This window comes from Bacillus cereus group sp. BceL220 (assembly GCF_051776965.1).
GTDB lineage: Bacteria > Bacillota > Bacilli > Bacillales > Bacillaceae_G > Bacillus_A > Bacillus_A cereus.
Genome location: NZ_JBPWBC010000017.1, coordinates 31,418 through 57,353, shown reverse-complemented (window position 1 = coordinate 57,353; position 25,936 = coordinate 31,418). Strand labels below are relative to the sequence as shown.

Here is a 25,936-nt window from a genome sequence, read left to right as displayed (position 1 = left end):
ATTATCTTCTTTTTATTATTTTTAATGTAAATCACGATATACGCCAATTACTTTCCCGATAACTGACACTTGTTTTAAAATGATAGGTTCTAATGAAGAGTTTTCTGGTTGTAGACGGAAATGGTCTTTTTCTTTATAGAAACGTTTAACAGTTGCTTCGTTATCTTCTGTTAAAGCGACTACAATTTCACCATTATATGCAGACTGTTGTTGGCGAACAACAACTAAATCTCCATCGAAAATACCAGCTTCAATCATACTATCTCCAGAAATACGTAACATGAACACTTGGTCTGCTCCAGCAACAATACTAGCTGGAAGTGGGAAATGTTCCTCTACGCTTTCAACCGCTGTAATTGGTAAACCGGCAGTAACTTTTCCGACAATTGGAACTTGAATAACAGATTGTGTTTCCGTATCCATTCGGTCTTCACCTAAAATTTCAATGGCACGTGGTTTTGTTGGATCGCGTCGAATGTATCCTTTTTCTTCTAATCGTGATAAATGTCCGTGCACTGTAGAACTAGAAGCGAGGCCGACTGCTTGCCCAATTTCACGTACGGAAGGTGGATATCCTTTTTCTTGTACTTTTAGCTTAATAAAGTCGAGAATGTCTTGCTGGCGTTTCGTTAACTTTTCCATGTTTTCTAACACCTCGTTTTCTTTCATTTTTCTTATTAATAAGTATAACATGTGAAAAAACATTCTACAAACATAAGTTCGAACAAATGGCGGATTTATGTTACACTATAGGGAAATAATAGGGAGAAAGAGGGGTTCAAAATGAATGCAATTATTTATGCACGTGTGAGTACAACGAAAGAAGCGCAAGAAACATCATTATTACGGCAAAAAGATGAATTATTGCATTTAGCTGAGCGCTATCAAATGAATGTTACTAAGGTGATTGAAGAGCAGGCTAGTGGATATACAATTGAACGTGACGGTATATTAGAGGTGTTGGATACAATTCGAGACGAACAAATTGATGTGTTACTTATACAAGATGAAACGCGCCTTGGTAGAGGAAATGCGAAGATCGCATTAATGCATTGTTTACATAAAGAAGGCATAAAAGTATATACGCATACACATAATGGTGAATTACAATTGTCGGATTCTGATTCGATGGTATTAGATATTATTGGTATTGTTGAAGAATATCAAAGAAAGATTCATAATTTGAAAATTAAACGAGGTATGCAACGTGCAGTAGAAAAAGGTTATCGTCCAGAAAATAATTTAAAAAATCGTCATTTAAGTGTAGGAAGAGAGAAAAAAGAAGTGCCAATTGAGGAAATTGTACGTTTGCGAAAAAGTGAACTCACGTTTGAAGAAATTGCAGCAACATTACGTGGATTTGGTCATAATGTTTCAAAGGCGACTGTACATCGTAGATATGTAGAGTATACAAAGCAATTGCTTGATAAAGAAGAGTAACTATTGTATGATAATAATCAGTTTTGATTAGAAGGGGGATTCGAGATGATTAATCACGAACTCGTTGAACGCATTAACTTCTTAGCGAAAAAAGCAAAAGCTGAAGGTTTAACTGAAGAAGAGCAACGTGAGCGTCAATCGCTACGTGAACAATATTTAAAAGGATTTCGTCAAAATATGTTAAACGAACTTAAAGGAATTAAAGTTGTTAACGAAGAAGGTACAGATGTTACACCGACGAAATTAAAAGCTTTAAAAAAGCAAGATAATGCAAAATTAAATTAAAAGATGGGCGAAGCCCATCTTTTTTTATTTGTAAAAATCGTTATTTAATAACTTTCCAGTTGTTATTAACTGTTGCTTCTATCGTTTTATGTTCCAATATATAATTAGCGATAAGTTCAGACATATCTGTGGGTATATCTTTTACTACCGGTTTGTTTTGAAACATAAAGAAATTTCCCCCGCCACTTGCACGATAATTATTCATTACAACTTCATATTCTTCATTCATATTAAGAGGAGCACTGTTATGCTGTAAAGATTCTACTCTTTCACCAATTGGTTTTGAAATGTTTAATACATATGAAATCCCTTCCCACATATCGTAATTATAATGTTGTGGTTTTGGTTCTATGTAGGTAGGACTTACGATGATGGATCCATCTGTTTTTAATGTGAAATAAGAAGCAGAGAGTTCAAGAGCGGCTTTTATATCAGCTCCAGTTATTCTAATTACTTTTAATGTGTTTGGATAAATATAATTAGAAACGATGTCACGCATTGTTACATGTTCCGGGAAACCTGGAGATGTATTATGGAACATACTTGTACAAGAAATTGATACCTTAGCTATATCCATCTGTATTTTATTTATGAATTCGATAAAAGGATGATCGTGCAAACGAGTTTGCATAGCATCTGAAATTTGCATGTCCCCCTGAATGATTCCAATAGGTTGATCAAGCCACTTTTGTGTTTTCTCTTCGTAATCGGCTACCAATGAAAGTACATCTTGGTCCGCTTCAATTCCTTGTACAGATAATAATTCAGAAGAGCTCTCTTTTTTCACCCATTTATGTTTCGTTTTTTCGAATGTTACTTTTACTTTTCCGACTGAGTGTCCATTGCATCCGGTCTGTAAAATTGTTACACCGTTAGCCATTGTGTGAGAAATTTCTCGGTGTTGATGACCTGTTAGTAAAAGATCTATGCCTTCAATTTCATGGCACATTGCATATCCTTGGTTTTCACCTGTTAACACTTCAGTAGGTTCCCCGGTTTGTAAATCTCTTTCAAATCCACCGTGATAGGCTACGACTAATAAATCGGGTTTCTCATGTTCGCGAATATAAGAAACCCATTTTTTTGTAGTCTTTAATGCATCTTCAAATAGTAAATCTTTAATGTGATGGGCCTGTTCCCAATTTGGGATGTAATGTGTTGTTACCCCTAAAATAGCGATTTTTATATTGGATTCAATCTGTTTGATTAAATAAGGTTTTCCGAAATAGGGTTTGTTTATGTTTTTATCTAATATGTTTGCTGATAGGTACGGGAAGTTCGCAGTAGTCACAGCATTATTTAATATATTCATCCCGTAATTAAATTCATGATTGCCGATAATTGCAGCGTCATACTGTAAGTAATTCGCTAATAAGGACATTGGATTTTTTTTGTTTTTTTCGTATGTAACGTAATGATAAGTAAATGGCGTTCCTTGAATAAAGTCGCCATTATCAATTAAAAGAACGTTTGTATTTTGGGAACGTTCTTTTTTTATAAGAGTAGAAACTTTAGCTAAACCAAGTTCTGCTGGGGAGTTATCTTGGTAGTGAATGGGATAAACAGTGCCATGTATATCGCTTGTTAATAAGATGTTTAAAGTTACAGTTTGATTTTGTTCCAATATGACTCACCTTTTCTATTGTTATCTTCCAATTAATCATATCAAATATGTGAAGTGAATTTTGATGTGAATGTATAGAATGTGTAAAGATTCTGTAAATAACCAATTGTGTATCAAAATATGTGATATATTTCTTCATGTTTACGGAAGGTTATTTTATAACAAGAAAAATGGAGGCATTAATATGTTGAAAAAAGTTTTTGCAATGAGTACAACAGTTGTACTAGCGGCCGGATTATTAAGTGGCTGCGGGACGAAAGAGTCCAGTGCAAGTAAAAATGAAGATACGAAAAAAGGTTATGTACCAAAGACCTTAAATGTTCAATTTGTTCCTTCTCAAAATGCGGATACGTTAGAGGCAAAGGCAAAACCATTGGAAAAGCTATTAAGCGATAAATTAAATATTCCGGTAAAAGTTAGTATTTCAACTAACTACAATACAATTGTAGAAGCGATGGCATCTAAACAAGTAGATGTAGGATTTTTACCGCCAACAGCGTACGTATTAGCACATGAAAAGAAGGCTGCAAATGTAATTTTGCAAGCACAACGTTTTGGAGTAGAGGATGAAACAGGAGCTCCTACAAAAGATTTAGTAGATTATTATAAATCTGAGTTTGTTGTTAAAAAAGACTCTAATATAAATAGTGTAAAAGATTTAAAAGGTAAAAAAATTGGTTATCAAGATGTAACATCATCAGCAGGATATGTATGGCCTGCAGCTGTTCTATTAAAAGAGGGAATTGATCCGCTAAAGGATGTGAAACCTGTTACATTAAAAGGGCATGATCAGTCACTTATTGCTCTTTTAAATGGTGATGTAGATGCAGCTGTTGTATTCCAAGATGCTCGTAATATTGTAAAAAAGGATTATCCGAATATATTTGATCAAACGAAAATAGTGAAATTTACTGAGAAAATTCCGAACGATACAATTTCTGTACGCTCGGATTTAGATGCAGAGTGGAGCAAGAAATTACAAGATGCTTTCATTGAAATTGGAAAAAATGAGGAAGGCCGTAAAATCATTAAAGAAGTATATTCTCATGAAGGATATATTAAATCTGATGATAGTAAATTTGATATTGTTCGTGAATATGGAAAGACAGTGAAGACGCAATAATACATAGTGAAATGGCGGCTAGCTGGAAGGTGTGAGATTTCAGTTAGTTTGCCGTTTTTTAGTTATTGATAATACATTGAAAGTAGGTAAGATGTGTGATAGAGTTTCGAAATGTTTCCAAAATGTATCCGAATGGCACAAAGGGATTGAATAATATAAATTTAAAGATTCAAAAAGGTGAGTTTATTGTAATGGTCGGATTATCCGGAGCTGGAAAATCTACACTTCTCAGATCCGTAAATCGTCTTCATGAGATTACCGAAGGAGAAATTATTATTGAAGGTGAGTCTATTACTTCTGCGAAAGGAAAAGGATTAAGGCGTATGCGCCGGGATATCGGTATGATCTTCCAAAGTTTTAACCTTGTAAAGCGATCAACAGTATTAAAAAATGTATTAGCTGGTCGTGTTGGATATCATTCCACATTACGTACAACGTTAGGTTTGTTTCCGAAAGAAGATGTGGAGCTCGCATTTCAAGCATTAAAAAGAGTGAATATTTTAGAAAAAGCATATGCGCGTGCTGATGAATTATCAGGAGGACAACAGCAACGTGTATCGATAGCTAGAGCATTGGCGCAAGAAGCAAAAATCATATTGGCAGATGAGCCTGTTGCATCGTTAGATCCACTTACGACAAAGCAAGTGCTAAATGATTTGAAAAAAATTAATGAAGATTTTGGAATCACGACAATTGTAAATTTACATTCTATTGATTTGGCTAGACAATATGCGACACGCATTATCGGATTACATGCAGGAGAAATTGTTTTTGACGGTTTAGTAGAAGAAGCAACGGATGAAAAATTTGCTGAAATTTATGGGGACGTTGCTCAGAAAAGCGAATTATTAGAGGTGGCAGTAAAATGAATGACGTGACGATATATTCAAATGAAATACCGAAGCCGCCGAGTAAATTGAAACATATGTTAACGTTTATTTTAGTTATTTTAATGCTGTGGAGTAGTAGTGTACAAGTAGATGCATCATTTTCAAAACTGGTGGACGGTTTTCCAAATATGGTAGATCTATTGAAAGAAATGGTGCCACCTGATTGGAGTTATTTTCAAGTAATTACAACAGCGATGTTAGATACAATACGTATGGCGATTATTGGGACGACCTTAGGAGCGATTTTAGCTATTCCACTTGCATTGTTTGCAGCAAGTAATGTGTTTACTAACACATTTTTATACAGTCTAGCTCGAATGATTTTAAATTTTATACGAACAATACCAGATTTATTATTGGCGGCTATTTTCGTAGCGATTTTTGGAATTGGGCCACTTCCAGGTATTTTGGCTCTTACTTTTTTTTCAATTGGACTTGTAGCGAAATTGTTGTATGAATCAATTGAATCAATTGACCCTGGCCCACTAGAAGCGATGACAGCTGTAGGGGCTACTAAGGTACAATGGATTGTTTATGGAGTCATTCCACAAGTAAAAGCACACTTTGTTTCCTATGTACTATATACATTTGAGGTGAATGTACGTGCAGCGGCTGTCCTAGGTTTAGTAGGAGCAGGTGGTATTGGACTATATTATGATCGTACACTTGGATTTTTACAATATCAACAAACTGCTTCTATAATTATCTATACCCTTATTGTTGTTTTGTTAATTGACTACATTAGTACATTGTTGCGGGAGAAACTATAATGAATAGAACGACGATGATTGTGCCAAAACCGAAGAAACCGAGTATATATCGCTGGATTATTTTAATAGCACTTACAGTTGTATATGTATGGGCCTTTTCAGGAGTACCATTAGAAGGGATAAAGGACACAGCAGGTGAAATCACGAAAGCAATTATGACAGGGATATTAAATCCAGACTGGTCGTATGTATCTTTGCCAGATGGTGAAGATTTATTACATGGATTAATTGATACGTTGGCAATTGCGATATTAGGTACATTTATTTCTGCATTTTTATCTGTTCCGTTTGCCTTTTGGGCGGCAACGAATATGAGTAGTGGAAAATTAACTTCAGGATCTGGGAAATTTGTACTTAGTTTTGTTCGTACGTTTCCTGAATTAGTTATGGCTCTTTTATTTATAAAAGCTGTTGGTCCAGGCTCTTTTGCAGGAGTATTAGCTTTAGGATTACATTCTATTGGAATGTTAGGGAAACTATATTCAGAAGGAATTGAAAACATAGATAAAGGACCGACGGAAGCGTTGCTAGCAACAGGAGCAAACCGTTTTCAAATACTTTGGTATGCAGTGTTACCACAAGTGTTACCAGATTTTCTATCGTATACGTTATACAGATTTGAAATTAATGTACGATCCGCTGCGATTTTAGGGGTTATTGGAGCGGGAGGGATTGGTACACCTTTAATTTTTGCGCTGAGTTCACGGAATTGGTCTCGTGTTGGGATTATTTTATTAGGTATTATTTTAATGGTAATTATAATTGATTTGATTTCAAGTTCGATTCGGAAACGGATTGTTTAACTTATTTGAAAAGCATCGAAGTTAGATGCTTTTTTATGTTTTTAAAAACGTATTTAAAAAAGTAAGAATAGAAGAAATTTGTATAAATATACAGATAATTCTCTTTCTTTTTAAAATAAAAATAATGAAAAAGTATGTCATATTGAATGCCCATACATTCCCGGAAACATTGATTTTTTTATAAAAAATCAAAAAAATATCAACATATTTGTCGATACATGTTGTATAATCTTGCGTGGGAAGCTATCATATAAATGTATAAAACGTTTACTAATATAAGCGAAGGGAAGAATAGCATGTCACATTCAATCGAACAACTTTCTATCAACACGATTCGCACATTATCCATCGATGCGATTGAAAAAGCAAACTCTGGTCACCCAGGAATGCCAATGGGTGCAGCACCAATGGCTTATACATTATGGACTCAATTTATGAAACACAATCCAAATAACCCAACGTGGTTTAACCGTGATCGTTTCGTATTATCTGCAGGTCATGGTTCAATGTTATTATACAGCCTACTTCACCTATCTGGTTATGATGTAACAATGGATGACTTAAAGAACTTCCGTCAATGGGGAAGCAAAACTCCAGGACATCCTGAGTACGGTCATACAGCTGGTGTAGATGCAACGACTGGTCCACTTGGACAAGGTATTGCAACTGCTGTAGGTATGGCAATGGCTGAAAGACATTTAGCTGCTAAATATAACCGTGATGCGTATAATGTAGTAGATCATTATACATACGCTATTTGTGGTGATGGAGATTTAATGGAAGGCGTTTCTGCTGAAGCATCTTCATTAGCTGCTCATTTACAATTAGGTCGCCTTGTTGTGCTTTATGATTCAAACGATATTTCATTAGATGGCGATTTAAATCGTTCATTCTCTGAAAGTGTAGAAGATCGTTACAAAGCATACGGATGGCAAGTAATCCGTGTTGAGGATGGAAACGATATTGAAGCAATCGCGAAAGCAATTGAAGAAGCGAAAGCTGACGAAAAACGCCCAACGCTAATTGAAGTAAGAACGACAATTGGTTTCGGTTCTCCAAACAAATCAGGAAAATCAGCTTCACATGGTTCTCCACTTGGTGTAGAAGAAACAAAATTAACGAAAGAAGCATATGCTTGGACTGCTGAGCAAGATTTCCACGTAGCAGAAGAGGTATACGACAACTTCCGTAAAACAGTACAAGATGTTGGTGAAACTACGCAAGCAGAGTGGAACACTATGTTAGGTGAATATGCACAAGCATACCCAGAATTAGCAAACGAATTCCAAGCAGCAATGAACGGTCAACTTCCAGAAGGTTGGGAGCAAAACTTACCAACTTATGAATTAGGATCAAAAGCAGCAACTCGTAATTCTTCTGGTGCTGTAATTAATGCAATTGCAGAGTCTGTACCATCATTCTTCGGTGGATCTGCTGACCTTGCTGGTTCTAACAAAACATACATGAATAACGAAAAAGACTTTACAAGAGATGATTACAGCGGTAAAAACATTTGGTACGGTGTACGTGAGTTCGCAATGGGTGCAGCAATGAACGGTATTGCATTACATGGCGGTTTAAAAACTTACGGTGGTACGTTCTTCGTATTCTCTGATTACTTACGTCCAGCAATTCGCCTTGCAGCATTAATGCAATTGCCAGTAACGTATGTATTCACACATGACAGTATCGCTGTTGGTGAAGATGGTCCAACACATGAACCAGTCGAGCAATTAGCAGCGCTTCGTGCAATGCCGAACGTTTCTGTTATCCGTCCAGCTGATGGTAACGAATCTGTTGCAGCTTGGAGACTGGCTTTAGAATCTACAAACAAACCAACTGCTTTAGTATTAACTCGTCAAGACCTTCCAACATTAGAAGGTGCAAAAGATGATACGTATGAAAAAGTAGCAAAAGGTGCATATGTAGTTTCTGCAAGCAAGAAAGAAACGGCTGATGTTATCTTACTTGCAACTGGATCTGAAGTAAGCCTAGCTGTTGAAGCTCAAAAAGCATTAGCAGCAGACGGTGTTGACGCAGCTGTTGTCAGCATGCCATCTATGGATCGTTTTGAAGCTCAAACTGCAGAGTACAAAGAATCTGTATTACCAAAAGCAGTAACAAAACGTTTCGCAATCGAAATGGGTGCTACATTCGGATGGCACCGTTACGTAGGTCTTGAAGGAGATGTGTTAGGTATCGATACATTCGGTGCTTCTGCTCCTGGTGAGAAGATTATGGAAGAGTATGGATTTACTGTAGAGAACGTTGTTCGTAAAGTAAAAGAAATGCTTTAATGATTTCAGAAAAATCTCTCCGGCATGGAGAGATTTTTCTATGTAAATGAGTTTTTTCGACAGAAAAAGTTTTTTATCTCTCCGCAGTCAGACAATCATTGCAAATTTTCTTATATATAATGAAGAGAAAAGGTTGTCCAGATTGGGAGGGGAAAAATGAAAACGTATGAATTGTATTTAATTCAAGAGGATATTGCGAAATCTTATTTTGGTCGTGAATATTTGTTTTTTGATTTATTTGCTCGATTTTCAGAATCTGGGTCCCTTTCGGAGAAAAAAGTGTTATATAAACAAATGATGTATATAACAAAACCATTGCAAGTAATGAAAATTCATCATAAATTAGAACAAGCTTTGCGCGTTCTTGGTAAATATGATAGAACACATCATACACATACACTTTATACGGGAGCGGAGTACGGTGAAATAATGGTGAAACCGCACTATATTCGTATGAATACCTCTGGAAATGTCTCTATGGAAACGACTTTCTTTGAGGTGTTAAGAAAGTGTGAATTAACATTTTTAGCTATGGATTATGAAAATACAAAGTACGGATGGCTGAATCCTCTAAAACAAGTACGAACATATGTGTAAAAAATGTCGAATTGTATCTTGTCTTATTGAAAAGGTTTTAGTACACTGTAAGGTAGACAACATGAAGGAGGAAAATATATGCCAATTTGGTTAGGTATTCTAGTGGGCGTAGTAGCACTAGTAGCAGGCGTGGCGTTAGGATTTTTCATTGCCCGCAAATACATGATGAATTACTTACAAAAAAATCCACCAATTAACGAACAAATGTTAAAAATGATGATGATGCAAATGGGACAAAAACCTTCCCAAAAGAAAATCAATCAAATGATGAGCGCAATGAACAAGCAACAAATGAAATAAGCGCTAAAAGACACTCGCTAAGAGTGTCTTTCTTTTTGTTAGTTACAGTTTTTAAAACTTTTAAAAATTCTGTATTTTTGATAAACTGAAAACATCGCTCATTTTAAGGGAGGAGGAAAAAAATGAAAGTGTTTATGAATTTAGCGTGGTTTTTTAAACAAGAAAAACGAGCATACATAACCGGAATTATTTTATTATTTGGCGTTGCACTTTTAGAACTTGTAGCACCAAAAGTAATTGGAATCGTTGTAGATGAAATTAATGATGGAACATTGACGACCAATAAGTTACTAAATTGGGTTGTACTATTAGTAATTGTAGGTATTACGATGTACATATTACGTTACATATGGCGTATTATGATTTTCGGGTCTTCGTTAAAATTAGCTCGCCAATTACGAAAAAATTTATATGAACATTTTACAAAGATGAGTCCATCTTTCTATCAGTCAAATCGAACAGGTGATTTAATGGCACATGCGACCAATGATATTCAAGCGATCCAGCAAACTGCTGGAGCGGGTGTTTTAACGCTTGTTGATTCATTAGCTGTTGGGGGATGTGTACTCGTAGCGATGGGTTTTACAATTAGTTGGAAGTTAACATTGTTAAGTTTAATTCCGATGCCGATTGTAGCCATTTCGACAAATTATTATGGAACGTTATTACATAAAAGGTTTCATAAAGCACAGCAATCGTTTTCGGAAATTAATGATAAAGTGCAAGAGAGTATGAGTGGAATGAAAGTGATTCGATCGCTTGGACAAGAGAAAGAAGATTTGCAGGCGTTTCGAAAAAAATCAGAAGATGTTGTGCATAAAAATGTGTTAGTTGCACGTATTGATTCGTTATTTGATCCGACAATCGCTCTTATCGTTGGATTTTCTTTTTTAATTGCAGTATGTTACGGATCGGTATTAGTTGTAAGAGGTGAATTAACAGTAGGTGATCTCGTTACATTTACGACATATTTAGGTACCCTCGTTTGGCCAATGTTAGCGTTTGGATGGTTGTTCAATATTATGGAGCGTGGGCGTGCTTCATATGACCGTGTAGAAAAAATTCTTTCACAAAAATCAGATGTAGTAAATAGAGAAAATGCTGTACATACGATAGCGAGCGGTAATGTTTCGTTTGCCGTTGATTCATTTTCGTATAAGAAAAATGAACTGTTACATTTAAACGATATTCACTTTGATTTGAAGAAGGGCGAAACGCTAGGAGTTGTAGGACGTACAGGTGCAGGGAAAACGACTTTATTAAAATGTTTAATCCGTGAGTATGATCATTTTAATGGTGAATTAAAAGTTGGGGAGCGAGATATTCGAGATTTAACACTTCATGGTGTCCGTTCTGCTATTTCATATGTGCCACAAGATCATTTTTTATTTTCAGCAAGTATTGGTGAGAATATCGCCTTTGGAAAGGCGGATGCTACATATAATGAAATTACCCAAGCTGCAGATATTGCTTGTATTCATAATGATATCCTCCAATTTTCAGAAGGATATGAAACAGTAGTAGGGGAAAGAGGCGTTTCGTTATCTGGTGGTCAAAAACAGCGAATCTCTATTGCTCGTGCTTTATTAACAAATGCTGAAATTTTAATTTTGGATGATTGTTTATCAGCGGTAGATGCAAAAACAGAAGAGACAATTTTAAGTGCCTTAAAGAGGGAAAGAGCAGGGAAAACGACGATTATTACTGCACACCGATTAAGTGCAATTCAGCATGCCAATCTTATTCTTGTTGTTGATGAAGGTAGAATTGTACAAAGAGGTACACATGAGGAATTAATGAAGGAAAACGGCTGGTATAAAGAAATGTATGAAAGTCAGCAATTAGAAGCTTTAGTTGAGAAAGGAGGCGTATGATGGTAGAGAAGAAGCGAAGTGATTTAAGTAGATTGCTTTCTTATATGAAGCCATATAAAGGGTTGCTATCTTTAGCATTTATCTTTTTAGTTGGTGCGACAGTAACGGAAATGATGGGGCCTTTTTTAATTAAACAATTCCTCGATGAACACCTAGTACCGCAGGATTTTGAACGATCAGCACTCGTTACTTTATTTGTAATTTACATAGTTGCTCATTTATTAAAAGTATTATTTACGTATTTAAATCTATTGTACTTTCAGAACATTGCTTTTAAGATTGTTCAAGATATGCGAGTTGAAGTATATGAACATGTTCAAAAGCTATCATTAAGTTTCTTTGATCGTACGCCAATTGGTACGCTCGTATCTCGTATAACGAATGATACGGAAGCGATTAAAGATTTTTATGTCAGTGTATTATCAACATTTGTGAAAAATGTAGTCTTTTTAGTAGGTATTTTAATAGCGATGTTTTTATTAGATGTAAAATTAGCGTTATTTTCTCTCGTATTAATTCCGATAATGTTCGCGATTATGGTATTATATCGCCGGAAAAGTGCAGCTTTTTATTTAGAAGTACGTAATCAACTAAGCGTGTTAAATGCAAAATTGAACGAGTCCATACAAGGAATGAATATTGTTCAAGTGTTCAGACAAGAAAAACGTATGAGAAAAGAGTTTGAAGAAGTGAATAATAAACATTATAGTGCAGGGCGACGTACATTGAAGTTAGACGCATTACTTTTACGACCAGCTACGGATTTAGTACATATTGTAGCTATTGCTTTAGTACTAGGTTTATTTGGGATTGATGCTTTAAAGAGCCCTGTTGAAGTAGGAGTTTTATATGCTTTTGTTAACTATATACATCGTTTCTTCCAACCTGTAAATGAGATGATGATGAAATTGTCCTTTTTCCAACAGGCACTTGTTTCGTCATCACGTGTATTTCATTTAATGGACGAGAAAGATTTAGCACCGGTTCAAAAAGGCAATGAGAATCCTCAAGTTGTGGATGGAGATATTGAATTTAAAAATGTTACTTTTTCGTATGATGGAAAGCGTGACGTTTTAAAAAATGTATCATTTCACGTGAAACAAGGGCAAACGGTTGCTTTTGTTGGGCATACTGGTAGCGGAAAAAGTACGATTATGAATTTGTTAATGCGATTTTATAATCTTAAGTCAGGAAATATTGTAATAGACGGTGAAGATTTAGAAAAATTTGAAGAACGAGAAATTAGAAAGAAAATAGGACTCGTATTGCAAGATGCATTTTTATTTGCTGGAAATGTAAAGCAAAATATTCGTATGTATAATGAAGAAATTACGGATGAAGAAGTAAAAGAAGCTGCTCGATTTGTGCAAGCGAATACGTTTATTGAAAAGTTACCAGAGCAGTATGAAACAGAAGTAGTAGAAAGAGGTGCAGCATTTTCAAGCGGTCAACGACAATTAATTGCTTTTGCTAGAACGATAGCAACGAATCCGAAAGTATTAGTATTAGATGAAGCAACAGCTAATATCGATACAGAAACAGAAGAGGCTATTCAAACAGCGTTGCAACAAATGCGAAAAGGTAGAACGACGATAGCCATTGCGCATAGGTTATCTACAATTCAAGATGCAGATCAAATTTTTGTGATGCATGATGGAGAGATAGTAGAAAGAGGAACACATCAAGAATTACTAAGTGAGCAAGGTTTGTATTATAATATGTACTTGTTACAAAATAAAGGGAGTTTGCAAAAGGCCTTGTAAATACAAGGTCTTTTTTATTTTGTATACAAAATATATTTACTCTTTGTTTCTATAGCATAAATGTCGTGTCCTCTTATGAAACTTGTACATATTGTATGTATACGAAGTAAAAAAATTGATAGGAGATTTTATATGCAAAACAGATCGAGTTCAAATGTTACGTTTATTGATGTGTCTCATTGGGAAGGGAATATTGATTGGAATGCAGTGAAGGCATCTGGAATTCCAGCAGCGTATGCAAAAGCGACAGAAGGTGTAAATTACATTGATCCTACTTTTACTAAAAATGTACAAGCAGCCCGAAGTGCGAATGTATTAATTGGTGCATACCATTTTGCACGTCCAGAACAAAATGATGCAATTTCAGAGGCGAAATATTTTGTGAGTATATTACAAAGTAACCAGACAGACTTAATGCCAGTTCTGGATTTAGAATCACCAAAAGATCCGAGTAATAGTAATTTAACTGGTAGCGCTATATCGAATTGGGCAAGAAGCTTCATAAATTATGTGAAACAGGCTACTGGAAAAGATGTAATGTTATATACAGGAGTTTGGTATATTAATGAGTTCGGAATTAGCGGATTAAGTGATATTCCACTTTGGATTGCTAAATACTCGAGTACACCGCCTGCTGATGCTGGTGGATGGACAGCGTGGACAGCATGGCAGTACACAGATTCTGGACAAATTTCAGGTGTAGGAAATTGTGATGTATCAGCTGCAGTTTCACTAGAAGCTTTACAAGGGAATGGAGCAAGTGGTGGAGGGAATGTTTCTCCGCCTAATAATGCAACTCCAGTGTACGGGGTTGCTATAATTAATGGAGATAATGTGAATTTGAGAAGTGGACCATCTTTGCAGTCTACTGTAATTCGCCAATTGAATCGTGGCGAAACATATGAAGTTTGGGGAGAACAAGATGGATGGCTTTGTTTAGGGACAAATCAGTGGGTATATAATGATCCGAGTTATATTCAGTATAAACATTATGTGGCGACTATTACTGGTGATAATGTAAATTTACGTGACGCTCCATCATTAAAAGGAAATGTTATAAGACAGTTACATCATGGTGAATCGTATCGAGTATGGAGTAAGCAAGATGGATGGCTTTGCTTAGGGACAAATCAATGGATATACTACGATCCAAGTTATATTCAGTATGGTGTACAATAGAGTGAAAATAAAAGGTGCCCCGTCAGAGGTGCCTTTTATCCCGCATTAACTGGCGGTAAGACCCCCCACCTCAAAATTCAGCGGAAGCAAAGAAGTTAGGGGGGATCAATTGCCAGTAAACGCCCGATTGGTTCAACTAATAATCAGTGGGGAAGGAACAAAACCCCCACTGATTAAAGTTTCACTTTATTAAAAATATACAACTTTTACAAAGTCTATATCGAAACCATAGTATACTATAGTAGATATATTTTAAAAAAATAATAGAAAATGAAATAAAGGGGTAAAAATATGAATTATGTGCTAATAGGTGCGGTTTTAATATTATTAGCTGTAGTATTTGTGCTGTTTTATAAAAATAAACAGTTAGAATCAGAGAGTCAGCAAGTAGAATTTGAAAAGAAACAAGCAATTGAAACGTATGAAAACGAAATTGCAGCTACGGTGATAGAGCATAAAGAACAACAAAATAATTTAAAAAATATGGAACAGAAAAAATACAATGATTTACAAGTAAGTGCAAATAGAGAAATTGAAAATATGCGTATGATGAAAAATCAATTAGCTATGCAACATAGTAAAGAACGTAGTGAAATACAAAATAAACATAATAACGAAATACATATGTTTCAAAAATTAATTGCAAATTTACGAGAATATACTAAAAACGGCGCTGAAATGAATACGTACGAAACATTACATTATATGAAGCGAGGATTCATAGAGCAAGGCATCATATTAGATGCTGAAATTGAAATCATGCCGAATGTTTTTATTAAAAATAATAGTGAAATAAACGATAATCGAATCCATCATCTCATCTTGTGCAAAACTGGTATTTATCTACTTGAGACGAAAGAATGGGAAGAGAAATTAATTCATGGTTTAACGAAAGAAAATGCTGGTATATATTCATTTATGATTGATGAAATGGGTAAGTATCAACAAGAAGTTGAAAAAGAAGAGACATTTGAATATATAGTAGGTAAAGATTCGTCAACTATGCAAGTGAAAAATGAAGGAAATCCAGTATATAAGGCGAAGAAACTATCTCAAATTTTATACAATTGTTTGAAAGAAATGCAGGCTAATAGTATAAAAGAAAAGGTAAAACCAGTTGTATATTTTTATAATGAAAATGGAAAAGAAATAATAGATCTTTCTAGTGAGGAAACACCTAGATTAAAAGATCGGGAGCAAATTGTAACGTTCTTCAGAAATGAAATCTTAGCAGGGAAAGTAGTATATACAGTGCAAGAATTAGAACAGATTCGAGAAATGATTAGCCGGATGAATTATATAGTGAGTTAAAAGGGGAGATCTTTCTGAACGCTATGCTACGTGGCATTTTGTATGTATATTTTTGTTTGTATATAGTAATGTACATTGTATTTATATTCGTCATTGATATGGTCCATATACCCTTAAGTGTAAGGAGCATTTTTGTAGTATTCATACCATTTGTTTTATTAGTCATGATTCAAAGGGCTATTTTATATGTTTCTAAAAATCGTAATGAAGAAAAGAAGCAAATGTTGGGGGTTTTAATAGTAGCACTCATACCATTAATAGTGTGCACTGTACAACTAAGTGTAAATGAATATACATCAGAGTTTAATCAAAATAGATGGTTAAATCATGCAGATAAGCGGGTACATATGGTAGATGATCTATTACAAAAATATAAATTAATAGGGAAATCAAATGAAGAAATTATCCAATTGTTAGGAGCTCCAACGGAAACGAGAAGTGGGGAAGAAGGAGTTACCACTTTGTATTATCTTGGGACTGAACGTGGCTTTATTCCAATAGATAGCGAACAGCTTGTTTTCCAATTTGATAGAGATGGAAAAGTCATGGAATATACGGTGCATAAAGATTAAAGAAACGTAGAGGGAAGCTATATGTTATAGCTTCTTTTTTATTTTTCAATATGTCACGGAAGGGGGAGAAGGTTTTTGAGTGGAATAAGGAATGAAAGCGGAGGTGATGCATATATATAGATGCATTGGGTGATTATTAGTCCGATTGGTGAGGGGTAATAATTAATAAGTACGGACAAAAACCCCACTCATTAAAGTTTCACTTTATCATATTGTATAAATGAAAAGGAGGTAAGACGGTGAAAGCAATCCCGACTGATGTCCTGAGTAAAGAATTGATGGAAAGAGAAGGAGTTATCTCTATTACAGTAAAGGAATTTGAAAAGATAGAAGTAGCTGGAGTGGTGGTCGCTGGTCCAGCAGTTATTTTGATTAATCAAGATTAAGTACATATCATTGAAATAAAAAGCATCCATCTAGGATGCTTTTTATTTGTATGTAAGCATAAATATGATGGATAATTGTGTTACTGGAGGGAAAGTCTGTGGCAATAATTATAACAATGTTAGTAATGGGTATTTTATTAGGATTTGTTGGAGCTGGAGGAGCTGGGTTTATTATCGCGATACTCACTTTAGTATTCCAAATTCCTATTCATGTTGCTCTTGCAACATCTTTAACTGCAATGGCATTTACGACATTATCAGGTGTTGTAAGTCATTACCGTGAAGGCAATGTTGCACTTATTATAGGCGGGATTGTTGGGGGATTTGGCGCAATTGGCTCTTATATTGGTTCTAAATTTGGTTCACTTATACCAGCACATCTTCTTCATTGGTTTACAGCTGGGATGTTATTTTTATCGGCAATTTTTATGTTTATTAAATTAATTATGTTCCAAAACAAAGAAAAGTCGTCTTTATATAAACATAAAGAGTTTTCCGTGAACTACTTGTTGAAATGTGTATGCCTTGGATTAGTTACTGGAATGATGGCTGGTTCATTTGGGATTGGTTCTGCACCGTTTATTCAACTTGGATTAATGGTTCTATTGGGACTTACGATTCAGCAATCTGTAGGGACAACAATGCTTGTTATATTACCGATTGCAATTGGAGGCGGGATAGGATATAGTTCGGAAGGATATTTAGATTATATATTGTTATTGCAAGTATTGATTGGGACCATGTTAGGGGCATACATTGGCGCGAAGTTTACAAATTATGCACCGCGAACGCTTTTGAGGTTTTCGATGATTATGACACCGGTTTTAGCTGGGTGTATGCTATTGATGGAATAAAGTGAAATTATAATCAGTAGGGGGTTACTGCTTACAAATAGCGGGATAAAATTAATATAGCAAACTATTAATATATTTTACGAATGAATTATATAGGTAATTCATATTTCCCATATAAAAGGATTTGTTTTAATATTATGAGTGTAAAGTTCGAGTATTCGAAGTACTACTTGAATTATATCCCTATCCCTTTTCTAAAAATGCGAACAAGTTTTGCCCTATTCTATTCAATAGTTAATTGCATAGAAATATATTGTTCGATGACCATTATGGAACGTACATAATGGGAAAATCCCGATCCTTAAAGAGGATGCCCCTAATCTTCATGTGAAAATATGATCGGATATGAAAGCTGCCCAATTTATGGTCAGCTTTCTTTTTGTTCGAAAATTATTTCTTCTTTAATTTCTGTTTGCAATAATACAGTTTTTCCGAAGCGACGTTTGCATTCCGCGCGCACTTTTTCAAGGGCTAGTAGCTGAGTAGTGGCGGGAACTGTGACAATAGCTTGGCGAGGTTTTCGATTTTCTTCACAAAAGACACATTCCACAACATAATTAGAAATCATATTTTCATCCTTCCATTTTTAATTTCTAAGAAGGGATTGTCTATGAAGTTGATGTAACTTTTCGTCATTGTTTTATTATTTTCCTCTTTTTTTCAAGGGGAAAATAATAAAGAAGGCGAATTTTAGTAGGGGAGGGATGTTTATGGAGAGATGGATAGGTAGTGCAGCGGTATGTGTAAATGAAAAAAATGAAGTTTTAATGGTACTGCAGGGAAAAGAGGGAGAAGAAAAAAGGTGGTCTGTCCCAAGTGGAGGACTTGAAAAGGGAGAGACACTAGAAGAATGTTGTATCAGGGAAGTTTGGGAAGAAACAGGTTACAATGTGGAAGTTGTAAATAAAATATATGAAAAAGAGGGTATTACATACGGTGTTCCAGTGTATGTCCATTATTATTTTGTTAAACAAATAGGCGGTAATATGAAAATCCAAGATCCTGATGAGTTAATACATGAAATTGCTTGGAAAGGGATACATGAAGTTGAACAATTGTGTTTAGCTTTTCCAGAGGATTATGAATTGCTGTACCAATATATAAATAAAGAAGCAAGTATGTAAATACTTGCTTCTTTAATGTATCCAAGACAAGAAAAGCGGAACGATAACTAAACTAGCGCCTGCTGTTAAAAGCATGGATAAACTTGCAATTGTTCCTTCCACAGGACCGATTTCGAATGCTTTTGATGTACCGGTTCCATTTGCGCTCGTTCCTAACATAATACCTTTTGCGATTGCTGTTTTAATACGGCAAATACGTATGAGAGAAGGACCGAGCAATGCTCCTGTTAAGGCAGTTAAAACGACAAATACAGCAGTTAATTGTGACATACCACCAATCATTTCTGAAATAGCCATTGCGATTGGTGTTGTTACGATATGTGGCGCTAAACTATGTTCTAGTGATGAATCAATTTGAAAATAATTTGCTAGTAGTGCTGAAGTAATGACTGATAAAAACGAACCGACAATGACATTAAGTAAGATAGCCATTCCATGTTTCTTTAATAAATCAAAGTATTTATAGATTGGCCATGCAAAAGCAACTGTTGCGGGTTTTAATAATTCAGTTAACCAGTGACCACCAGATTCATATGTTTCATAAGGTGTATCTAATCCGAGCAATAAAGCAATTAAAATAATGGGACAGACGAGAAGAGGAGAAAGTAGACTCCAATTCCATCGTTGATACATTTTTTTTGATAGCCAATATGTGAATAGTGTTAATAGTAAACAAAGAAATCCGATCATTGCGTTGATCCTTTCCGCTTTAGTAGCAATTCTGTTAAAAGTCCTGTAACTAAGGTAACGCAAAGAGTGCTAATCATAATAATTAAAATGAGATCGATTCCATATTGTGTTAGTGTATCTCTGTAACGTATGACAGCGACTGCAGAAGGGATGAAAAATAAAATAAGTTCTTTTAATAAAAAATCTGCTCCGTCCTGTATCCATTCTTTTTTAACTAGGTTAAATTTTAATGAAATTAATAATAAAAAAATACCGATTATACTTCCTGGAACTGGGAGGTGTGCCTGTTTTGCAATCCATTCACCTGTCCAAGCGAAACAAAATAGTAATAAAATTTGTCCGCTTAACTTCCACCATTTCATACAGTAACCACCTCTTTCTTTTTTTACATAAAAATTGTAAAAAAGAATTAACAATTTCTACTATACGTTCATTCAAAATATTTGTCTAATATATAAATTATATGTTATTAATATATTAGACATATTAATCGAAAGTGAAAAGGGTGTCCAAAAATGGAATTACGGCATTTGCAATATTTTGTTGTTGTGGCAGAAGAGTTACACTTTGGACGGGCGGCTGCTCGTTTACAAATGACACAACCACCACTTAGTCAACAAATACAGCAATTAGAAAAAGAAATGGGAGTTACATTATTTTCAAGAACGAAAAGAAAGGTTGAACTAACAGAAGCAGGAGAAATGTTTTTAAAAGAAGTAAAAAAGGCGTTTGAACAAATTGAAAAAGCAGTAGAAGTTGCACAAAGTGCGCAAAGGGGAGAAGTAGGATCACTTTCAATTGGTTTTGTAGGTGCGGCGATATATGATATTTTACCATCAATTGTTAGGGAATATAGAAAAAAATTTCCGAGAGTGTCTGTTGCATTACATGAATTGTCAACACCAGATCAAGTTCATGCACTTCATGATAACCGTATCGATATTGGCTTTTTACGTCCACCAATTCCAACACAATTATTAGAATTAGAGCCAATTCAAAGGTTATCTTGCACCTTATGTTTACCAAAGGCACATCCACTTGCAGAGAAAGATGAAATACATATAGAAGATTTACGAGATGAGCCGTTTGTATTTATTACGAGACCAGTATGGCCAGCTTTGTATGATACAATTTTATCTCTTTGCAGAGAAGTTGGATTTAGTCCGCGTATTGTACAAGAAGCAACAGAGTATCAAACAGTTATGGGGCTTGTAGCAGCAGGGATTGGAATTACAGTAATACCCGTGTCGGCAAATAAGTTATATAAAACAGAAGTTGTATATAAAGAGTTATATGATTCTAATTTTGTTGCAGAAATGTCAGTGGCTTACAAAAAAATGAATAGTAATCCAGAGCTGCTAGAGTTTTTAAAAATTGCAAGAGAGAAGAAAAGAATAGAAGTAGAAGATGAGCAATAGTAGTAACAGAATATGGATTTAATTCAAATCCATAAAAGTACACCTTATTAAACAATAAAGCGGAAATGCAACTTAAGTTGCATTTCCGCTTTATTGTTCTTTTTTTAGCTCGATACTAAATAGATAAACGTGTTCATTTTCTTTTAAGAGTAGATCAATACCTGTTTCTTCATCAATGGTAGGAACGCTTACAGTTTTTTTACTGCTTTGGATTACAGCAGCTAAAGTTGTTTTTTGATTGTATTTTAAATTTTTTATAGATTGGATTGTAGTAGTTGCAGAGCTATTTACGCTTGGTGGCGCTTCTTCAGGAACAAGTGTTGAACCACCTTCAATATTCAGATACCACTGCCTTTTTTCTTGTATATCTTTATCGAATTGGAAATGTGGCGGTAAAAAAGAAAGCTTTACTTTCTTTTTTGAAAAATGTGAGGTAGCTATATTAGCAATTTCTTTTGTTTTTTTACCATTGTTATAATAATCAATTGTAGCATTTATTTCATCTTTATCATTTTTAAGAGTAACGTTATAAAATATGCTATTTCCTTCTTGAAAAGGAGTCATTTGTAAAATAGAAGCTTGCTCTTTTGTTAATTTGTATGGCTCAACAATGGCAACTTCATTGTTTTTTATTTGGCTACAACTTGTGAGTAATAATAAACACAAGATTGATAGTAATTTTATACGCATGCAATCTCCTCCTTTTTACAATTATATTCTAAATGTGATTTTTTATCATTTCGTTTTATAGGACTAAAGACTTAGAAGAAATTCCGATTGTAGTGCGATGTTTAAAATGTCATATTTTTATACACTAGTAGTATAGAATGCGTATGTAATAAGGTAGGGGAAGAATTTTATGTCTTTATGTCGGTTAGCGAGAAAAAATATTAGAACATTTGCTACCAAAAGGATGAAGCAATTTATGTGGATTGCTATGAGTACTATGATTTTGTTTTTTATGATATCGTTACAATTTAATGAAGGAGCTATTTTGAAAGTAGGGGATGCATTTGTATTTCAAATGTATTTTTACACACTGTTTATTGTACTAATTTTCATATGTATTTTTACTACATATAAAATGATGTACTCCCTTTTGCTAGTGAGGAGAGAGGAGTTTACATCTTATGTAGCAGAAAATATAAAAAGAAAAGAAGTACTATGTTTATTATGTCAGGAGCAATTATTCATTTATGGAGCAGCATTTGTTTTCGGATTAATTAATGGGATGCTATTTTTGAAATTATTCACGGTTATCTTTATGAAAATCGCAGGGATACAAGGAGTAAATAGTGCGCCAATTACAATATATGCAGTTGTAATTATTAGTATAATTATGATGACTGTCGTTTTAATAACGATGATGCAATGTTATCGATTTGTTCGAAGTTTAAAAGATGAAAATTCGTTGCGATTAAAAGAAAGGGCATGAGAAATCATGCTTTTTTCTATTTTACACATAAAAATAATCATGTTACAGTGAAAAGACCTGACAAAGAATGGGAAGGAAAGGTTGTATAGAATGACAAATGAACAATCAATTGTAAAAGTCGATCGGTTAACGAAGCGAATCGGCTCAAAGACACTTGTACAAAATATTAGTTTTGAAGTGAAAAAAGGCGAGGTTGTCGGTTTACTCGGACCAAACGGTGCTGGAAAAACGACTTTAATGAGAATGATGGTTGGTATGATCCGTATGACAGAAGGTGAAGTATGGATTGATGGTCAATCTGTGAAACAGCAATTTGAAAAAACCGCTGCGAAAATTGGGGCGGTAATTGAGACACCCGAATTTTATCCTTTTTTGAGCGGGTATGAAAATTTAACATATTTCGGACGAATGAATGGTAATGTGACCGAAGAACGTATCGATGAAGTAGTGAAATTGTTAGGAATGGGACAAGTAATTAATCGTAAAGTAAAAGCATATTCACTCGGCATGAGACAACGTTTAGGAATCGCTCAGGCGCTTATTCACGATCCGGATGTGTTGGTACTAGATGAACCGACGAATGGATTAGACCCTAGTGGAATACATGAAATGAGAATGTACATAAAAAAAATTGCACACGAACAAGGAAAAGCTGTACTTGTATCGAGTCACTTACTTTCAGAAGTTGAATTAATGTGTGACAGAGTTATCATTATTCAGCACGGGGAATATGTGGCTACGCAAAATATTCAGCATAGTCAAAGTGAAGAGATGGAGACGATCCGTATACGTGTAGATGATGCGAATAAAGCAGCGGAAATGTTAGGGCATGATGTTTTATTAAAGGATAATGAATTAATTATTAACGTAAAAGATGAAGAAATCCCAAATGTTATTCGTACATTGCTTGAGAAAAATATTCAAGTGTATCGTGTATATGAAGAAAGAAAAACGTTAGAAGAGCAATTTTTAGAATTAACAGGGGGAAAAGATATTGTTTAATTTAGTATATAACGAACTGTATAAAATATTTAAGCGGAAGCGAACGATTATTCCATTTGCGGTTATTGCAGTATTAATAATCGGATTAGGGTGGGTTACGGTAAAGTATTTTGAACCGGAAACAAAAGGATGGAAAGTAGATTATACAGAACGTACTGTAGAAATTGAGAAAAAGCTTGGCATGAAAAAAGAAGCTATTTTAGCAGAAAAATCAGGGGATGAGCTTGTAAAAGAATACCAGCTTAAGATGAAGCATTTAGATACGGATACAGCACCGGCAAGCAGTTCTCCACTTTCTTTCATGAGAGATACAGGTTTTATCGTATTTCCAATTTTGCTCCCATTTATCCTCGTGTATGCAAGTACAATTTTTGCGAATGAATATAGCTGGGGAACATATAAATTTTTAACAATCCGTCCGGCGAGTCGATTTAAAATTTTAACAGCAAAGTTTTTAGCAATCGTTATATTTGCAGCTTTATTGTTTATATTTAATATGATTTTCTCCGCTTTATGTGGACTTGTTATTTATAAATTCCAACAGCCTGCATGGAGTGAGTTTATTTTCCAAGATGGAAATATAATAAAACAAAATATTTTTGTGGAAGCAAGTAAATATTATGTTTTATCGTGGTTACCAACGGTTGTGTATGCATCGTTTGCATTTATGATTTCTGTGTTAACGAGATCTAGTGGAGGTGCAATTGGTATTTCACTATTCCTTGCTTTATCAGGCAATATTGCGTTATTAGCAGCCACTAGATATAACTGGGCGAAATATTTATTGCCAGCAAACACAGATTTATATAGTATTTCAAAGAATGGAAGTTTTATTGATGGAGTAACATTCCCGTTTGCATCATGTATGTTACTGCTTTATTTGTTCGTATTTTTATGTATTTCATATACTGTGTTTTTAAAACGTGATTTAACTTAATAAGAAAAGCCGTTCAGGGTGCTGAGATGCACTTTGAACGGCTTTTTTTATGAGAATTGTTTAAGTGCTCTTTCGGCTAGTAAAGCAAAGTATTCTGCACTTATAGGCAGTGCCTCTTCATTAATTGTAAAAGCAGGATGATGCCATTCATGTGTACCGCTCGTTCCCATAAAGACGAATGAACCTGGTATTTCCTGTTGGTAAAATGAGAAATCTTCTCCAGCCATTGACGGACTAGGCGAGATGATATTAAGATTCATCTTTGTGGCAACTTGAGTAGATAAGTCTGTAAGAGCTTTATCGTTGTGAACAGCAGGAGGACCTGAATAAAAACGGAATTTCGTTTTTACACCTAATGCATCAGATACACCTTTAATAATACGCTCCATGAGTGCTGGAATCTTTTCACGTGTTTCAGCTTGGAACGTGCGAATCGTTCCTTCTAACGTAGCTTTTTCAGGAATCACGTTCCACGTATTTCCTGCATGAATATTTGTAACACTAACAACCGCATTATGAGATGAACTTATATTTCGGCTTACAATTGTTTGCAGTGCCATCACAATTTGAGAGGATGCGACAATAGGATCTACGCCAGCATCTGGTACAGCCGCGTGTGTACCAACTCCGTGAATTTCAATTTCAAATCGATCAACTCCAGCCATCAGTGGACCATCTTTAATGCCAATTGTACCTACTGGTAAATCAGGTTTATTATGCATGCCGAAAATCGCTTGCACATTACGTAAATGTCCAGCATCAATAACTTTGCAAGCGCCATTACTACTTTCTTCAGCTGGTTGGAATATGAAGCGAACCGTTCCATTTAGGGAAGATTCTCTTTCTTTTAATAAGAAAGCAGTACCTAAAATAGCAGCTGTATGAAAATCGTGTCCACAAGCATGCATTTTCCCTCGTACTTTAGATGCATAGGACAAATGTGTTTCTTCTTGAATAGGAAGGGCATCAATATCAGCACGAACTGCTACAATTGGTCCGTTTTTATTACCAGACACTTCAGCGATAATTCCTGTTTCTAAATTGGAATCAATGATAGTAATATTTTTTTCTTCTAACCAATTTTTTATTGCTTTTGTTGTTTCGAACTCTTCATATGATAGTTCTGGATACTCATGTAAATGTCGACGGATGGAAATAAGTTTTTCTTTTAGTTGATTTGAAATAGATACCATGTAGTATGCCTTCTTTCTTCAGCAAAATAGTTATCATAAGTATACAACAATAAAAGAGAGGATTCTCAA

At 34.9% G+C, this 25,936-nt stretch carries 28 protein-coding genes; 21 read left to right on the top strand and 7 right to left on the bottom strand.

Annotated elements, in window-relative coordinates; genetic code table 11:
• Nucleotides 1–21: 21 nt before the first annotated feature.
• Nucleotides 22–642 carry a transcriptional repressor LexA gene (gene lexA / locus ACS2FK_RS26765; protein ID WP_000413738.1) on the bottom strand — a complete coding sequence of 207 codons (621 nt, stop codon included), beginning with the start codon at nucleotides 640–642 and terminating at the stop codon, nucleotides 22–24.
• A gap of 141 nt (nucleotides 643–783) precedes the next feature.
• Here lexA and ACS2FK_RS26760 point away from each other — a divergent pair, with 141 nt between their 5' ends.
• Together ACS2FK_RS26760 and ACS2FK_RS26755 are read left to right on the top strand one after the other, a co-directional pair.
• A complete protein-coding gene (locus ACS2FK_RS26760; protein WP_000991471.1) occupies nucleotides 784–1,440 on the top strand; it encodes a YneB family resolvase-like protein in 657 nt (218 codons plus the stop codon).
• A 45-nt stretch (nucleotides 1,441–1,485) separates the two neighbouring features.
• A complete protein-coding gene (locus tag ACS2FK_RS26755; protein WP_000607015.1) occupies nucleotides 1,486–1,725 on the top strand; it encodes a DUF896 domain-containing protein in 240 nt (79 codons plus the stop codon).
• A 40-nt stretch (nucleotides 1,726–1,765) separates the two neighbouring features.
• Here the strand turns inward: ACS2FK_RS26755 and ACS2FK_RS26750 are convergent, their stop codons facing one another.
• On the bottom strand, nucleotides 1,766–3,349 hold the full coding sequence (locus tag ACS2FK_RS26750; RefSeq protein ID WP_063548389.1) for a bifunctional metallophosphatase/5'-nucleotidase: 1,584 nt from the start codon (nucleotides 3,347–3,349) through the stop codon (nucleotides 1,766–1,768).
• 184 nt (nucleotides 3,350–3,533) lie between these two features.
• Between ACS2FK_RS26750 and ACS2FK_RS26745 the strand changes: the two genes are divergently transcribed.
• The 14 genes from ACS2FK_RS26745 to ACS2FK_RS26680 all read left to right on the top strand — a co-directional run bounded on the left by ACS2FK_RS26745 (nucleotide 3,534) and on the right by ACS2FK_RS26680 (nucleotide 18,068).
• On the top strand, nucleotides 3,534–4,472 hold the full coding sequence (locus tag ACS2FK_RS26745; protein ID WP_000915063.1) for a phosphate/phosphite/phosphonate ABC transporter substrate-binding protein: 939 nt from the start codon (nucleotides 3,534–3,536) through the stop codon (nucleotides 4,470–4,472).
• A 95-nt stretch (nucleotides 4,473–4,567) separates the two neighbouring features.
• A complete protein-coding gene (gene phnC / locus ACS2FK_RS26740) occupies nucleotides 4,568–5,341 on the top strand; it encodes a phosphonate ABC transporter ATP-binding protein (protein ID WP_023522788.1) in 774 nt (257 codons plus the stop codon).
• Nucleotides 5,338–6,132, top strand: coding sequence for a phosphonate ABC transporter, permease protein PhnE (gene phnE / locus ACS2FK_RS26735; protein WP_001000774.1), 795 nt, complete (start codon nucleotides 5,338–5,340; stop codon nucleotides 6,130–6,132). Before phnC ends, phnE (ACS2FK_RS26735) begins: the two co-directional genes overlap by 4 nt.
• On the top strand, nucleotides 6,132–6,935 hold the full coding sequence (gene phnE / locus ACS2FK_RS26730; protein WP_001082388.1) for a phosphonate ABC transporter, permease protein PhnE: 804 nt from the start codon (nucleotides 6,132–6,134) through the stop codon (nucleotides 6,933–6,935). The genes phnE (ACS2FK_RS26735) and phnE (ACS2FK_RS26730) overlap by 1 nt, the downstream gene beginning before the upstream one ends.
• Before the next feature lie 296 nt (nucleotides 6,936–7,231).
• Nucleotides 7,232–9,232 carry a transketolase gene (tkt, locus tag ACS2FK_RS26725; RefSeq protein WP_016512442.1) on the top strand — a complete coding sequence of 667 codons (2,001 nt, stop codon included), beginning with the start codon at nucleotides 7,232–7,234 and terminating at the stop codon, nucleotides 9,230–9,232.
• Between the two features lie 156 nt (nucleotides 9,233–9,388).
• Complete coding sequence (sirA, locus tag ACS2FK_RS26720; protein WP_000860652.1) at nucleotides 9,389–9,829, top strand: sporulation inhibitor of replication protein SirA; 441 nt, start codon at nucleotides 9,389–9,391, stop codon at nucleotides 9,827–9,829.
• 78 nt (nucleotides 9,830–9,907) lie between these two features.
• Complete coding sequence (locus tag ACS2FK_RS26715) at nucleotides 9,908–10,129, top strand: YneF family protein (RefSeq protein ID WP_001123317.1); 222 nt, start codon at nucleotides 9,908–9,910, stop codon at nucleotides 10,127–10,129.
• Between the two features lie 122 nt (nucleotides 10,130–10,251).
• Nucleotides 10,252–12,003 (top strand): ABC transporter ATP-binding protein, encoded by a 1,752-nt coding sequence (locus tag ACS2FK_RS26710; RefSeq protein WP_023522787.1) that lies wholly within the window; start codon nucleotides 10,252–10,254, stop codon nucleotides 12,001–12,003.
• Nucleotides 12,003–13,766, top strand: coding sequence for an ABC transporter ATP-binding protein (locus ACS2FK_RS26705; protein ID WP_063548387.1), 1,764 nt, complete (start codon nucleotides 12,003–12,005; stop codon nucleotides 13,764–13,766). The genes ACS2FK_RS26710 and ACS2FK_RS26705 overlap by 1 nt, the downstream gene beginning before the upstream one ends.
• Nucleotides 13,767–13,898: 132 nt before the next feature.
• The gene (locus ACS2FK_RS26700; protein WP_063553417.1) at nucleotides 13,899–14,945 is read left to right on the top strand and encodes a GH25 family lysozyme; all 1,047 of its coding nucleotides are present in this window, start codon (nucleotides 13,899–13,901) and stop codon (nucleotides 14,943–14,945) included.
• A gap of 291 nt (nucleotides 14,946–15,236) precedes the next feature.
• A complete protein-coding gene (locus ACS2FK_RS26695; RefSeq protein ID WP_063548385.1) occupies nucleotides 15,237–16,256 on the top strand; it encodes an NERD domain-containing protein in 1,020 nt (339 codons plus the stop codon).
• A 23-nt stretch (nucleotides 16,257–16,279) separates the two neighbouring features.
• Nucleotides 16,280–16,828, top strand: coding sequence for a hypothetical protein (locus tag ACS2FK_RS26690; RefSeq protein ID WP_063548383.1), 549 nt, complete (start codon nucleotides 16,280–16,282; stop codon nucleotides 16,826–16,828).
• Nucleotides 16,829–17,067: 239 nt separating this feature from the next.
• Entirely contained in the window at nucleotides 17,068–17,214 is a 147-nt protein-coding gene (locus tag ACS2FK_RS26685; protein WP_000644411.1) for a BC1881 family protein, read from the top strand.
• Nucleotides 17,215–17,312: 98 nt separating this feature from the next.
• On the top strand, nucleotides 17,313–18,068 hold the full coding sequence (locus ACS2FK_RS26680) for a sulfite exporter TauE/SafE family protein (protein ID WP_000974667.1): 756 nt from the start codon (nucleotides 17,313–17,315) through the stop codon (nucleotides 18,066–18,068).
• A 367-nt stretch (nucleotides 18,069–18,435) separates the two neighbouring features.
• Here ACS2FK_RS26680 and ACS2FK_RS26675 read toward each other — a convergent pair whose 3' ends face one another.
• Entirely contained in the window at nucleotides 18,436–18,636 is a 201-nt protein-coding gene (locus ACS2FK_RS26675; protein WP_000625226.1) for a DUF3903 domain-containing protein, read from the bottom strand.
• Nucleotides 18,637–18,778: 142 nt separating this feature from the next.
• Between ACS2FK_RS26675 and ACS2FK_RS26670 the strand changes: the two genes are divergently transcribed.
• Nucleotides 18,779–19,192 (top strand): NUDIX hydrolase, encoded by a 414-nt coding sequence (locus ACS2FK_RS26670; RefSeq protein ID WP_053563807.1) that lies wholly within the window; start codon nucleotides 18,779–18,781, stop codon nucleotides 19,190–19,192.
• 12 nt (nucleotides 19,193–19,204) lie between these two features.
• Here ACS2FK_RS26670 and ACS2FK_RS26665 read toward each other — a convergent pair whose 3' ends face one another.
• Both ACS2FK_RS26665 and ACS2FK_RS26660 read right to left on the bottom strand, forming a co-directional pair.
• Nucleotides 19,205–19,882: an LrgB family protein gene (locus ACS2FK_RS26665; protein ID WP_000578965.1), complete on the bottom strand. Its 678-nt coding sequence runs from the start codon at nucleotides 19,880–19,882 to the stop codon at nucleotides 19,205–19,207.
• Nucleotides 19,879–20,244, bottom strand: coding sequence for a CidA/LrgA family holin-like protein (locus tag ACS2FK_RS26660; RefSeq protein WP_000872365.1), 366 nt, complete (start codon nucleotides 20,242–20,244; stop codon nucleotides 19,879–19,881). Before ACS2FK_RS26660 ends, ACS2FK_RS26665 begins: the two co-directional genes overlap by 4 nt.
• 153 nt (nucleotides 20,245–20,397) lie before the next feature.
• Here ACS2FK_RS26660 and alsR point away from each other — a divergent pair, with 153 nt between their 5' ends.
• Nucleotides 20,398–21,300 (top strand): acetoin biosynthesis transcriptional regulator AlsR, encoded by a 903-nt coding sequence (alsR, locus tag ACS2FK_RS26655; RefSeq protein WP_000423235.1) that lies wholly within the window; start codon nucleotides 20,398–20,400, stop codon nucleotides 21,298–21,300.
• A gap of 90 nt (nucleotides 21,301–21,390) precedes the next feature.
• On the opposite strand, the gene ACS2FK_RS26650 is transcribed toward alsR, so the two are convergent.
• On the bottom strand, nucleotides 21,391–21,990 hold the full coding sequence (locus ACS2FK_RS26650) for a hypothetical protein (protein WP_063548381.1): 600 nt from the start codon (nucleotides 21,988–21,990) through the stop codon (nucleotides 21,391–21,393).
• Nucleotides 21,991–22,159: 169 nt separating this feature from the next.
• Between ACS2FK_RS26650 and ACS2FK_RS26645 the strand changes: the two genes are divergently transcribed.
• The 3 genes from ACS2FK_RS26645 (at nucleotide 22,160) to ACS2FK_RS26635 (ending at nucleotide 24,674) form a co-directional block, all read left to right on the top strand.
• A complete protein-coding gene (locus ACS2FK_RS26645; protein WP_000050626.1) occupies nucleotides 22,160–22,735 on the top strand; it encodes a hypothetical protein in 576 nt (191 codons plus the stop codon).
• A 90-nt stretch (nucleotides 22,736–22,825) separates the two neighbouring features.
• The gene (locus tag ACS2FK_RS26640; RefSeq protein ID WP_063548379.1) at nucleotides 22,826–23,737 is read left to right on the top strand and encodes an ABC transporter ATP-binding protein; all 912 of its coding nucleotides are present in this window, start codon (nucleotides 22,826–22,828) and stop codon (nucleotides 23,735–23,737) included.
• Nucleotides 23,730–24,674 (top strand): ABC transporter permease, encoded by a 945-nt coding sequence (locus ACS2FK_RS26635; RefSeq protein ID WP_000482759.1) that lies wholly within the window; start codon nucleotides 23,730–23,732, stop codon nucleotides 24,672–24,674. Before ACS2FK_RS26640 ends, ACS2FK_RS26635 begins: the two co-directional genes overlap by 8 nt.
• Nucleotides 24,675–24,721: 47 nt before the next feature.
• Here the strand turns inward: ACS2FK_RS26635 and ACS2FK_RS26630 are convergent, their stop codons facing one another.
• Nucleotides 24,722–25,867 carry a M20 peptidase aminoacylase family protein gene (locus ACS2FK_RS26630; RefSeq protein WP_000253676.1) on the bottom strand — a complete coding sequence of 382 codons (1,146 nt, stop codon included), beginning with the start codon at nucleotides 25,865–25,867 and terminating at the stop codon, nucleotides 24,722–24,724.
• Nucleotides 25,868–25,936: the final 69 nt, after the last annotated feature.

Coding starts and splice junctions, on each gene's coding strand:
- phnE (WP_001082388.1), top strand. CDS start 6,132: ATGAATAGAACGACGATGATTGTGCCAAAACCGAAGAAACCGAGTATA.
- ACS2FK_RS26665 (WP_000578965.1), bottom strand. CDS start 19,882: ATGATCGGATTTCTTTGTTTACTATTAACACTATTCACATATTGGCTA.
- ACS2FK_RS26705 (WP_063548387.1), top strand. CDS start 12,003: ATGGTAGAGAAGAAGCGAAGTGATTTAAGTAGATTGCTTTCTTATATG.
- ACS2FK_RS26700 (WP_063553417.1), top strand. CDS start 13,899: ATGCAAAACAGATCGAGTTCAAATGTTACGTTTATTGATGTGTCTCAT.
- ACS2FK_RS26715 (WP_001123317.1), top strand. CDS start 9,908: ATGCCAATTTGGTTAGGTATTCTAGTGGGCGTAGTAGCACTAGTAGCA.
- ACS2FK_RS26670 (WP_053563807.1), top strand. CDS start 18,779: ATGGAGAGATGGATAGGTAGTGCAGCGGTATGTGTAAATGAAAAAAAT.
- ACS2FK_RS26630 (WP_000253676.1), bottom strand. CDS start 25,867: ATGGTATCTATTTCAAATCAACTAAAAGAAAAACTTATTTCCATCCGT.
- ACS2FK_RS26755 (WP_000607015.1), top strand. CDS start 1,486: ATGATTAATCACGAACTCGTTGAACGCATTAACTTCTTAGCGAAAAAA.
- ACS2FK_RS26760 (WP_000991471.1), top strand. CDS start 784: ATGAATGCAATTATTTATGCACGTGTGAGTACAACGAAAGAAGCGCAA.
- ACS2FK_RS26710 (WP_023522787.1), top strand. CDS start 10,252: ATGAAAGTGTTTATGAATTTAGCGTGGTTTTTTAAACAAGAAAAACGA.
- alsR (WP_000423235.1), top strand. CDS start 20,398: ATGGAATTACGGCATTTGCAATATTTTGTTGTTGTGGCAGAAGAGTTA.
- ACS2FK_RS26660 (WP_000872365.1), bottom strand. CDS start 20,244: ATGAAATGGTGGAAGTTAAGCGGACAAATTTTATTACTATTTTGTTTC.
- ACS2FK_RS26690 (WP_063548383.1), top strand. CDS start 16,280: ATGCTACGTGGCATTTTGTATGTATATTTTTGTTTGTATATAGTAATG.
- ACS2FK_RS26645 (WP_000050626.1), top strand. CDS start 22,160: ATGTCTTTATGTCGGTTAGCGAGAAAAAATATTAGAACATTTGCTACC.
- phnE (WP_001000774.1), top strand. CDS start 5,338: ATGAATGACGTGACGATATATTCAAATGAAATACCGAAGCCGCCGAGT.
- ACS2FK_RS26650 (WP_063548381.1), bottom strand. CDS start 21,990: ATGCGTATAAAATTACTATCAATCTTGTGTTTATTATTACTCACAAGT.
- sirA (WP_000860652.1), top strand. CDS start 9,389: ATGAAAACGTATGAATTGTATTTAATTCAAGAGGATATTGCGAAATCT.
- ACS2FK_RS26745 (WP_000915063.1), top strand. CDS start 3,534: ATGTTGAAAAAAGTTTTTGCAATGAGTACAACAGTTGTACTAGCGGCC.
- ACS2FK_RS26640 (WP_063548379.1), top strand. CDS start 22,826: ATGACAAATGAACAATCAATTGTAAAAGTCGATCGGTTAACGAAGCGA.
- lexA (WP_000413738.1), bottom strand. CDS start 642: ATGGAAAAGTTAACGAAACGCCAGCAAGACATTCTCGACTTTATTAAG.
- ACS2FK_RS26695 (WP_063548385.1), top strand. CDS start 15,237: ATGAATTATGTGCTAATAGGTGCGGTTTTAATATTATTAGCTGTAGTA.
- tkt (WP_016512442.1), top strand. CDS start 7,232: ATGTCACATTCAATCGAACAACTTTCTATCAACACGATTCGCACATTA.
- ACS2FK_RS26675 (WP_000625226.1), bottom strand. CDS start 18,636: ATGATTTCTAATTATGTTGTGGAATGTGTCTTTTGTGAAGAAAATCGA.